Origin of the sequence: Lyngbya sp. CCY1209 (genome assembly GCF_035615495.1) — a bacterium.
GTDB lineage: Bacteria > Cyanobacteriota > Cyanobacteriia > Cyanobacteriales > Microcoleaceae > Limnospira.
In genome coordinates, this window is record NZ_JAJENU010000690.1 from 40501 (window position 1) to 52287 (window position 11787).

Below are 11787 nucleotides of genomic sequence, written 5' to 3' on the forward strand. Positions count from 1 at the left end.
TGCGATCGGTTTTTTTCATCGATTCGTCTGCATCTGCGATGGTGGGATGTGACGAGGATTTTTACAGGAGATTGTCAACAATGTGGGTCAAGATCAATGTCGTTTTGATCGGAATTACCCTGGTTTATACGATCGCTCCTCTGGCGATCGCATTTCTGGGGGTGGCACTGGCCGGTCTGTTCGGCTGCGAATCCGGCGGTGGAATGGACGTTTACTGTCCGGGAAAACCCGGGTTGGGACAGTTGCTCACCACGATGGGAATGATGCACTGGTTCGCCCTGTTTACCCTTCCGTCCGGGGCAATTATCGCAATTATATTGTCCGTCGCCTTGGGCGTGCAGTTGATTGGCCCCAAATTGATCCGTTAAATTCATCGCGCTCTCAAGTCCAATCCATAGTCATATCCATCTAAGCGTTCGACCGTGAGTCATTATTTATTGCTCTGAATTTTTAATGATGGATCATCTTACCGTAGAATCCACCCTCGTGGATTTGAAGCTTTATGATACCCGGGCAGAATTGAGTCAATTGGGAAAGGTACTCGCCCAAATTTTTGAAAATGATGGGAATATTCCGGGAGTTATTCTCTGCGATCGCGGTGAGTTTTTGGGGATGATTTCCCAGCGACAATTTTGGCGACTTCTCAGCCGCCCCTACGGGCGGGAGCTCTTTTTAACCCGTCCCATTCAATCCTTATATCGATTTTTGGGGGTGTCGCCGTTGGTGTTGCCCGCCCAGACGACCATTTCCGATGCGGCCCGCCAAGCCGTGAAACGCCCCCCGGAACATCTGTACGAACCCTTGGTGGTGCGCCTTTCCCCTTCCGAATTTCGAGTCCTCGACACCCAACAACTCCTCGTCGCCCAATTGTTCGTCCACCAACTGGCAATTCAACTGTTGGAAAATACGGAACACCTCCTCAAAGAGGCTAACTTGGAACTGCACCGAATGGTGCGGATCGACCAACTGACCCAAATCTCAAACCGCCGCAAATTTGATGAGTTTATTGAGGCTGAGTGGAGGCGACATTTTAGATTACAGTTTCCTCTGTCAATTATTATCGCAGATGTGGATTATTTTAAAGCTTATAATGACTATTACGGACACCAAGCCGGAGATGATTGCCTCAAAACCGTGGCCCAACTCATCGATCGCGCCGTCCGGCAATCTTCCGATCTCGTCGCCCGCTACGGCGGGGAAGAATTTGCCGTCATTTTACCGGAAACCTCCCCGGACACTGCGGAGGCGATCGGCGAAAGAATTCGGGCGACGGTGGAACAACATCAACTTCCCCACGTCAAATCTAAAGTTTGCCCCTATATCACTTTGAGCCTGGGAATTAGCAGTCAAATTCCCACCTATTCTACCTCATTTAAAATGTTGATTTCTACCGCAGATGCCGCCCTTTATAGAGCTAAAGAATCGGGTCGCAATCGTATCGTTAGCCTCTGTGGTGAGAAGATTTGAATGGGATTTTTACTTCGTCGCACAGGCTTCTCGCCGGCGATCGCCGAAATCTCAAGCCCGTAAGTTTTTGTACTCAATTTCACTTGTCAAGATACCGACTCCAAAATTTACAAATCTCCACAAAAAATATAAGAATCATTGCATAAAACAATTTTGGTATTGCTTTAATGGCACACTGAATCCTCAGAACCGACAAACGTCAGACCTTGCGGCAGAAAATAGGTGTTTTTACTCCCCTGCTGCGATCGCGTTTAAGGTTTGAGACAATAGCGAAAAGCTACCCGCACTGATTATCAATACCGGAGAAAATTGTATGAAATTGGCTTACTGGATGTATGCAGGTCCGGCCCACATCGGCACTCTCCGCATTGCCAGTTCTTTTAAGAACGTCCACGCCATCATGCACGCCCCCCTCGGCGACGATTATTTCAATGTCATGCGATCGATGTTGGAACGGGAACGGGACTACACGCCAGTCACCGCCAGCATCGTCGATCGCAACGTGCTGGCCCGGGGTTCCCAGGAAAAAGTCGTCGATAATATCGTCCGCAAAGATAAGGAAGAAAACCCCGATCTGATCGTCCTTACCCCCACCTGCACCTCTAGCATTCTCCAGGAAGATCTGGAAAATTTCGTCAGCCGCGCCCAGTTGGACGCCCGAGGAGACGTGATGCTGGCGGATGTGAACCACTACCGCGTCAACGAACTGCAGGCAGCCGATCGCACCCTGGAACAAATCGTCAAATTCTACATCCAAAAAGCCCGCAAAAAAGGCGAACTCCCGGAGGATAAAACCGAAAAACCCTCCGTCAACATCATCGGGATGTCAACCCTCGGCTTCCACAATCAACATGACTGCACCGAACTGAAGCGGTTGATGGCCGATCTGGGCGTCGAAGTCAACGAAGTGATTCCCGAAGGGGCGTCGGTTCACAACTTGAAAAACCTGCCCCGGGCTTGGTTTAACTTGGTTCCCTATCGCGAATTGGGATTGATGGCGGCGCGGTATTTGGAGGCTGAATTCGGAACCCCTTATATCGACATCACGCCGATGGGGGTGGTGGAGACGGCCCGCTGCATCCGCAAAATTCAAGCGGTGATTAATAACCAAGGGGCAGATGTCGATTATGAAGACTATATCGACAATCAAACCCTGCACGTTTCCCAGGCGGCTTGGTTCTCCCGTTCCATCGACTGTCAGAATTTGACGGGTAAAAAGGCGGTGGTATTTGGAGACAACACCCACGCCGCCGCCATGACCAAAATTCTGGCGCGGGAAATGGGAATTCATGTGGTTTTGGCGGGGACTTATTGCAAGTATGACGCGGACTGGTTCAAGGAACAGGTGGGCGAGTATTGCGACGAGGTTTTGATCAGTGATGATAATGGCGCGATCGGGGATGCGATCGCCCGCATTGAACCGGCGGCAATCTTCGGAACCCAGATGGAACGCCACGTCGGAAAGCGGTTGAGTATCCCCTGCGGCGTGATCGCGGCCCCCATCCACATCCAGGATTTCCCCATCGGTTACAAGCCGTTTTTGGGCTACGAGGGGACGAACCAGATCGCCGATTTGGTGTACAATTCCTTTACGTTGGGGATGGAAGATCACCTGCTGGAAATCTTCGGCGGACACGATACAAAAGAGGTGATTACGAAGGGAATTTCGGCTGATTCCGATTTGAGTTGGGCGAAGGATGCCCAGGCAGAATTGAACAAGGTTCCCGGTTTTGTGCGGGGTAAGGTGAAGCGGAATACGGAGAAATTTGCCCGCGATCGCGGTTTGCAGGAAATTACCCTGGAAGTCATGTACGCGGCGAAAGAGTCTGTGGGTGCTTAGTTGGGGATTTGGGGAAGAAGAACCACAGAGGCACAGAGGACACAGAGAGAATTTTTTTGTGTCTTTGTGGTTTGCATTAGAAATGAATGATCGGGGTATTTTATAGTTTGGAAGGACGCAGGAGATCCCCCTAAATCCCCCTTAACAAGGGGGACTTTGAATTCGGTTTTTATCCCTTAAAATGGGATAACACGGTTAGGACAGATCGGCTAATTTGAGTCCCGCCTTGAAATGAATTTCAAGGCTGATAGCAAAAGTCCACTTAAGTGGACTCGTTCGGAGTAATCGTGTCCCAACCTAAATGCGTACTGCTATAATCCCTTAAAAATGGGGGCTTTGAATTCGGTTTTAACTCCTTAAAATGGGGGGCTTTGAATTTGTTTTTTATTACTTAAAAGGGGGGATTCACTGGCTTGGGAAAGTTATAATTTCATATTTTCAACGCCCAATTCTTCCGGGAATGATGACGTTGGTGCGATCGAAGCTGGGGGGTAAAGAGGGGCGGGGTGTTACTCCATCTTCGGAGAAATTGCCGCGCAGAAAACTCGGGGAAAAATTGCGATCGCCGAGGACTCCTCGTTGAACTTCTACGTTTTTGAGAGAGTCTACCGTTGTCGCCACTCCTTTACTGGTGGTTAGGGGATCGGCGACGCCTCCCAAGGCGTCGATCAAAAATGTGTTGCTGAAGCCGCCAATCATTTCGACATCCTGTTCTTCTTCAAAGAAACCGGGACGCAGGCGGCGGGTTGGTTGGGCATTGGTGGGGGATTCTCCCCAAATCACTGCGGCGATCGCAACACCGGACAACAGACAGAAGAATCGAAAAATACTGCAATTCATGGGGGTGTCTCCGTTTCTATCAATTTTATCGGCATATTTTGATCGTCTCCAATGTATATTAAAACTGTTTGATAATTGTGAACAGTTTTTGAATTTAAACCTCAACAAGCCCCGAATAACGGACAATTGACCATGATCCAGCCGACCACCCCACCCCTACAAACCCTTCCCGGCGAAGGAATGCTCGTCGCGATCGCCCCCCAAGTCGAAGATTACCAAATGCTGGAGGCGGGGGTGCTCCCGGGGGCGAAGGTTCTGATACTGGACGGGGATGCGATCGCCCAGATTACGGCGGTTTTGGAGGCGGATGCCTCCATCACCCGTCTCCACATCATCTGTCACGGTGCCCCCGGTGTATTGGAGTTGGGGACGACTCGCCTCGGCGGGGAGAATGTGGGACGGTATCGCCACCAGTTGCGGCGGTGGCGTGTGGCGGAGATTCTGCTGTATGCGTGTAATGTTGCCCCCCTAACCCCCCAATTTTGGGGGGTGGCCCCCCTAACCCCCCAATTTTGGGGGGTGGCCCCCCTAACCCCCCAATTCTGGGGGGAACCCATTTCTGTAATTGCCTCCCCTCGCCCAGAATTGGGAGAGGGGCCGGGGGTGAGGGCCGATCTCCTGTCCCGCCTCCACGAACTGACGGGGGCAAATATTGCGGCGGCTTCCGGTTGGGTGGGAAGTGCGACAAAAGGGGGAAGTTGGAATCTCGATCGCGCGATCGGACGGGTTCGGCGTGACTTCCCATTTGTCGATTCTATTCAACAAAATTATAGCGGAATTTTGGCAACTTTTACAGTTACGACAACCGACGATATTATTACGGGATCTCTTCGAGATGCGGTCGAAATTGCCAATGTGACACCCGGAACAGATAGCATTATTTTTAATATTCCCATCACCGATCCAGGTTACGACCCGATCACCGGAATTTACACGATTCAACCCTTTTCAGAACTTCCTGAAATCACCGATTCTGTTATTATTGACGGTACGAGTCAGCCCGGATTTGCCGGGACTCCAATTATTGAAATTGACGGTTCTCTCATTGACGATGATGCCGACGGTTTGACAATCAGTGCCGCCAGCAGTACGGTTAAAGGTTTGGTTGTCAACCGCTTTTCCGGAAGTGGCATTCGAGTGCAGTCCGACAATAATACAATTGAAGGAAATTTGATCGGCACTGATGGAACGGGAAATTCAATTTTGGGGAACGGAGTCGGCATCGATATTGCAGGCAATAATAATGTCATCGGCGGTGCGATCGCGGACTCACGAAATCTGATTTCCGGCAATGAAGAAGATGGAATTAATCTCCTTTTGGGAGCGTCAGGAAATCAAATTCTGGGAAACTTTATCGGGACTGATATTAGCGGTGCGATCAATTTGGGAAATGGAGATGATGGCATCAGTGTCTTGGGTGATAATAATTTTATCGGTGGTTTCGAGGCTGGAAATATTATCGCATTTAACGGCGATACCGGTGTCGCCGTTCAAATTGATGCCACTGAAAATGCAATTCTCGATAACCGCATTTTTGATAATGAAAATTTGGGAATCGATTTGGATGGAGATGACGATGATATTGACGATGATGGAGTCACACCAAATGACGGCGGAGACGGAGACACGGGGGGCAACAATTTACAGAATTATCCCATTTTAACCGCCGCCATTCTGGGAACTGGCGACACCACCATTGCGGGGACGCTGAACAGTACGCCGAACACCACTTTTACCGTCCAATTCTTCTCAAATCAAGAATTAGATCCCAGCGGTTTTGGCGAGGGCGAGACTTTTTTGGGACAAGCCAGCATCACCACGGACGCAGCAGGAAATGTCAATTTTTCCGAAACTCTTCCGGTGGTTTTGACGGGGACTGAATTTATTACCGCCACCGCCACAGATCCCGATAATAACACCTCGGAATTTTCGGCCGGAATCCCCCTCAATGTTGCGCCGAATCTCGATCTGGATGGAACCGCCGACGGCATCAATTTTAATACTAATTTTGTCGAGGGGGAAGGCGCGATCGCGATCGCCAACAATACTCAAATCGCCGATCCAGACAGTCCCAATTTGGCATCCGCCACCCTCACCCTATCTGTCTTTGATTTCGGTTCCGAAACGTTATCTCTCCCGACTCCCCCCGCCGGAATTGCGGTTGACGGTTTTGAAGATACCGAGTTGGAACGGTATATTTTGGAGTTGACGGGAACCGCCACGATCGCCGATTATCAGAATGCGATCGCCGGGGTAATTTACAATAACATTGCCACAAATCCCGACACCAGCGATCGCACTGTCGAAGTTATTGTTAATGACGGACAGGCGGACAGCGAAATTGCCACAACGACGATTACAATCACACCAAATTTACCTCCCACCGCCGCCGACGACACCGCCACAACTCCCGCCAACATTCCGATTACATTTAATATCACCGAAAACGATAGTGACAGCGACGGAAGTATCGACACCGCCACCGTGGATCTTGATCCGGCGACGGAGGGAATTCAAACCAGCTTCACCGCCGCAGAGGGAGAATTTACCGTTGATGAAACGGGAGATGTCACCTTTATTCCCAATACTGGATTTGTGGGAAATTCCGCGATCGCTTACACCGTCGGAGACAACCTCGGGAAACGCTCCAACGAAGCCACAATTACCGTCAATGTCGAGAATACACCCCCCACCGCGACAGACGACACCACCCTCACCTTGGCGGGACTTTCCGCCTCCGTTGACGTTTTGGCGAATGACTCCGATCCAGACGGGGATAATTTGACGGTAATTGCCACGACACCGGGAAATTTCGGGACTGTTGCGATCGCCGATAATAACCGAGTTGTCTACACGCCAAACGCCGGTTTTCGGGGAAATGACAGCTTCACCTACACCATTTCCGATCCCAACGGCGGAACGGATACCGCCAGGGTAAACCTCTCAATTCTCAACAGCAACCCCATCGCTTTTAACAATAGTGCAACCACCCCCAGTAACAGTCCCGTTAATGTTAATGTCCTCGGAAATGATTACGACGGAGACGGGGATATTCTCTCTTTGGTTGATTTCACTTCCGGGGAAAATGGCGATGTCAGCCGCGACGACAACGGAACCCCCAAAATTCTCACCGATGACTCTCTCATTTACACCCCAAATACAGGATTTAACGGTTCGGATACCTTCACTTATACCGTCGATGACGGCAACGGTGGAACCGATACGGGAACCGTCGTTGTCGAAGTGACAAACGCAACCCCTACCGCCACCGACGACACCGCCGAAACTTCAAACAACGCCGCAGTTAATATCGACGTTCTCGCCAACGACAGCGATCCGGACGGGGATATTCTCAGCATTACCAATGTCACCTCCGGCGATAATGGCAGCGTTGAAATCAACGAGAATAATACCGTCACTTACACCCCAAACCGGGGATTTTTGGGAACCGATACCTTCTCTTATACCGTCGATGATGGCAACGAAAATACCGCCACCGCCACCGTCACCGTCGAAGTGACAAATAGTCCCCCCGTCGCCAACGACGACACCGCCGAAACCCGACACAACCCGGCATTTACAATAACTCCACAAGACTTGGCGACAGTGACGATTGACGTTCTTGCCAATGACAACGATCCGGACGGCGATATTCTCAGCATTACAAATGTCGTACAAGGCGAGAATGGCAGCGTTGAAATCAACGATGATAATACCGTTACTTACACCCCAAACTATGACTTTTTGGGGACTGATACCTTCACTTATACCGTCGATGATGGCAACGAAAATACCGCCACCGCCACCGTCACCGTCGAAGTGATAAACAGTCCCCCCATCGCCAACGACGACTTCATAGAAGTCCCAAGTGGCATCTCCACTGAAATGCGGTTTCTCCTCAACGATCGCGATCCGGATGGCGATATTCTGGTGGTGACAAGTGCCACCCAACCGATGAATGGTGAATTAAATTTACAGCTAGAAGATGTGACAATTTTTTACACTTCTAATCCCGGATTTATCGGCACAGATAGTTTTACTTATACCATTTCAGATCGCCTGGGGGGTACTGATACCGCAACCATCACGATTAATGTTGTCAATTTTCCGCCGATTATCGATTTAGATGAAAGTGCTGATGGTATCAATTTTAACACAGTTTTCAATGTGGGGGGAGAGGCGATCGCGATCGCGAACAATAGCCAAATTACCGATTTGGACGATACCACCCTCGCCTCGGTGACGGTTAATTTTACTCCCATCGACGGCGAATTTGAGACACTTTCTCTGAGTACCATTCCCCCGGAAATTACTGCCACTCCCACCCCGAACGGTTTGAACTTGACAGGAACCGCCAGTTTGGAAGCCTATCAAACGGCAATTGATGGAATTATTTATAATAATACCGCCGAAATTCCCACTCCTGGCGATCGCATCATTACCGTCACCGCCAGCGACAGCAAAACCACCGGCGAAGTCGCAACCACCACCATTTGCCTCAACCAACCCCCCATCGCCACGAATTTAGAAACCACAACCCGCGCCGATACTCCCGTCAGCCTCGATATTTTAACAGAGGCGATCGATCCGGATGGGGATGCGATCGCAATTTCTAACTTTACAAACGGCGAAAATGGCATCGTCACTTTATCCGAAAATGGCTTAATTTATACCCCCAATCCAAGTTTTGGCGGGTTCGACACTTTCACCTATACCCTCACCGACAGCAACGGTGCCACGGCATCCGCAACCGTCACCGTGGGAGTCAGCAACATCGTCGTCACCCCCCCCATTCCCCCCGTCACGGCAGAAAACGACGGTTCGGCGGTGGATGTGGCGTTGAGTCTCCCGCCGACGGCGGATGTCAGAGTTGGGATCGTCTCTTCCGATCCCACGGAAGCGATCGTTGTTCCCAATACCCTAATCTTTACCCCGGAGAATTTTTCCACTCCGCAATCCGTCATCGTTGCGGGTATTTCCGACTTTGAAATAGACGGCGATTCTGCGTTCAATCTGATAATTTCTCCCGCCGACAGTGCCGATCCAAATTATGACGCGATCGACGCACCCGATCTGGCTTTTACCAATCTCGACACCACCAGCATCATCGAGTTTTCTACCCCCACGTTTATCGTCAGCGAAGAAAATCCGGCGATCGCCATCACCCGCAACAATACCGCCGGCGTTGTCGGCATCCGTTTAGTTCTGAGTGGCGGCACCGCCACCCCCAATTCCGACTACGATCCGATCCCCCTAAATGTCGTTTTTAATGAAGGAGAAAATAGCAAAGTCGTCACCCTTCCCATTTTTGACGATCGCCAAATTGAAGCAGCCGAAACCGTCGAGATCAGCCTTGAAAATCCCCAAGCAAATGCCATTTTGGGAACCCAAACTGTCGCCAATGTGGTGATCAATCCCAGCGATGGCGGAGCGTTAAATTTGAATATTCAGAATTTAAGATCCATTACTTCAACCAATCCCCAATTGCGCGATCGGGGTGTCGAATTTTCCAATAATGCTCTGGGAATTGAGGATTTCAACTTAAATGGCAGCGGCAATTTTATCGATGAAAAACCCGGACGATCCGACGCCATCACCTACGATCGCGGCGACTCCATCGATATCGACGTTCCGGAAGGCTTTGTAGACGAAATTTCCTTCCGCTACGCCTCCCCCTTCCGTTCCCATCAAGTGGTGATTCGAGATGCCTTCGGAAACGAACTCGCCAGCCGCACGCTATCGCCGACAAACGATTCCGGACTGACGCCGGGTGCCTACGTTTTGAGCGATCGCATCACGACAATTGAATTTGAAGGAGTCGCCACTTCCGTCGAACTGGGAAGCCAAGCCAACAAGTTGTTAATCGCCGATTTGATGCTCGGTTCTTCTGATAATAATTTACCCGAGTTGGGATTCATGGGTGCGATCGTCGATCCCTTCACCCAGTTATTTTAGTAGGGTGCATTCCCTGCCGTCACCTCCCCCAAAATCTCCCCTATAAACCCGCTTTCTCCCCCCACCAGACACCTAGAAACCGGGTTTCTACCAGCATCTCTCATCCTCCCCAAAAATCTCCCTAGAAACCCGGTTTCTTCCTCCCCAACAGACGCCTAGAAGGTTCCTTCCTCCCCCACCAGATGCCTAGAAACCGGGTTTCTACCAGCATCTCTCATCCCCCACCCACATCTCTCCTAGAAACCCGGTTTCTTCCTCCCCACCGAATCCTTAACCGAGCGTGAAAATCCGGCGGCAGGCGGCGCCGCGCCGCTATAATGGGCAAAACGCCAGCAAGTCACCGGTTATGGACGAACAACCAAAATGTTTACTTATTTCGGATCGAAAAAGAGCAGGCTGAGAATTTGGTTTATAATTGAGTCAGGAGCGCGACCCGGGAAAACTCTGGCTAATCCTGAAGTTGACCCAGAAAGTTAATGTAAGCTTGGGAGGGTGAGCGGATGCAAATTACTCTAAATCTACCGGATAGCCTTAGCCAAACCGAAACCTTTAATCAGAACGACTGGCTTAGGGAAATTGCTGTGGCTCTGTTTGAGCAAGAGCGGGTTTCTCTCAGCCGTGCCAGCACAATTGCGGTGATGGATATTATGGACTTTCAAAAGCTGCTGGCAGAGCGTGGCATCTGTGTACACTACGATGTGGCAGATTTTGAACAGGATGTTGAACACCTGCGCGATCGCGGCTGGTTATGATTGTTGTGAGCATCTCTCATTCTCCCCAAAAATCTCCCTAGAAACCCGGTTTCTTCCTCCCCAACAGACGCCTAGAAGGTTTCTTCCTCCCCACCAGATGCCTAGAAACCGGGTTTCTACTAGCATCTCTCATCCCCCACCCACATCTCTCCTAGAAACCCGGTTTCTTCCTCCCCACCGAATCCTTAACAGGGCGTGAAAATCCGGCGGCAGGCGGCGCCGCTCGGCTATAATGGGCAAAACGCCAGCAACTTCGCCCCCCTAGCCCCCCAATTCTGGGGGGAACCGGAGCTTCAAGTCCCCCAAAGTTGGGGGATTTAGGGGGCGAGTGTTCAATCAGTAGGGATGCGGGATTCGTGCAGGTGTGCGGGTTGGTGGCGGAACAGTTGCAGGGGGAGGCATAGGAACATGAGTTTTTGGCGAAACTGGCTGCGAAAATTAGCGCAATCTCTCAACAATTCTCCCACAGAAAATGACCGTAGGGGCGCAAGGCTTGCGCCCGACACCGCCAATTCGGACGCCTCCACAGCAGAAGATTTGGCATTTTTACAGGAAGCGGTAAAATTGACAGCCGAGAGTAATGTTAACCCATCCGTCGTTTATCCGTTCCTCGCCACTCGCACGGCTCAACTTAATATCAACTTAATTGCAGCGATTCGAGCCTTTGCTACAGATAGCACAATTATCGATCTCTTGAATTTTGCTAATTTAGTCCAGCAATTTCCCCTCGGTCAGCGCGATGTTAATCTAGAAATTTCTATCGCGATTTACAGTATTGCTCTGGACTTTTTCAAGCGGGATACTAACGCCTCTTCTTGGGCAACAATCCAAAATAATCTGGGGACTGCCTACTCTGACCGCATCCGGGGAGAGCGGGCACAGAACATAGAAGATGCGATCGCCTGCTACCGAGACTCCTTGCTAGTCTACACC

At 50.5% G+C, this 11787-nt stretch carries 7 protein-coding genes; 6 read left to right on the top strand and 1 reads right to left on the bottom strand.

Annotated features, from left to right (window positions below; all coding sequences use genetic code 11):
• The first annotated feature begins 80 nt into the window (after positions 1 to 80).
• From LKE08_RS28740 to bchB, 3 genes are all read left to right on the top strand, one after another.
• Positions 81 to 368 carry a hypothetical protein gene (locus LKE08_RS28740; RefSeq protein WP_324707729.1) on the top strand — a complete coding sequence of 96 codons (288 nt, stop codon included), beginning with the start codon at positions 81 to 83 and terminating at the stop codon, positions 366 to 368.
• 85 nt (positions 369 to 453) lie between these two features.
• Positions 454 to 1467, top strand: coding sequence for a GGDEF domain-containing protein (locus LKE08_RS28745; RefSeq protein ID WP_324707730.1), 1014 nt, complete (start codon positions 454 to 456; stop codon positions 1465 to 1467).
• 313 nt (positions 1468 to 1780) lie between these two features.
• Positions 1781 to 3307 (top strand): ferredoxin:protochlorophyllide reductase (ATP-dependent) subunit B, encoded by a 1527-nt coding sequence (gene bchB / locus LKE08_RS28750; RefSeq protein ID WP_324707731.1) that lies wholly within the window; start codon positions 1781 to 1783, stop codon positions 3305 to 3307.
• A 438-nt stretch (positions 3308 to 3745) separates the two neighbouring features.
• On the opposite strand, the gene LKE08_RS28755 is transcribed toward bchB, so the two are convergent.
• Positions 3746 to 4147, bottom strand: a complete 402-nt coding sequence (locus LKE08_RS28755; RefSeq protein ID WP_324707732.1) for a hypothetical protein — start codon at positions 4145 to 4147, stop codon at positions 3746 to 3748.
• Between the two features lie 132 nt (positions 4148 to 4279).
• On the opposite strand from LKE08_RS28755, the gene LKE08_RS28760 reads away from it, so the two are divergent.
• The 3 genes from LKE08_RS28760 to LKE08_RS28770 all read left to right on the top strand — a co-directional run.
• Positions 4280 to 10102, top strand: coding sequence for an Ig-like domain-containing protein (locus LKE08_RS28760; protein ID WP_324707733.1), 5823 nt, complete (start codon positions 4280 to 4282; stop codon positions 10100 to 10102).
• A gap of 500 nt (positions 10103 to 10602) precedes the next feature.
• Positions 10603 to 10854 (top strand): UPF0175 family protein, encoded by a 252-nt coding sequence (locus LKE08_RS28765; RefSeq protein ID WP_324707734.1) that lies wholly within the window; start codon positions 10603 to 10605, stop codon positions 10852 to 10854.
• 408 nt (positions 10855 to 11262) lie between these two features.
• A partial coding sequence (locus LKE08_RS28770) for a tetratricopeptide repeat protein (protein ID WP_324707735.1) occupies positions 11263 to 11787 on the top strand: 525 nt, incomplete at its 3' end.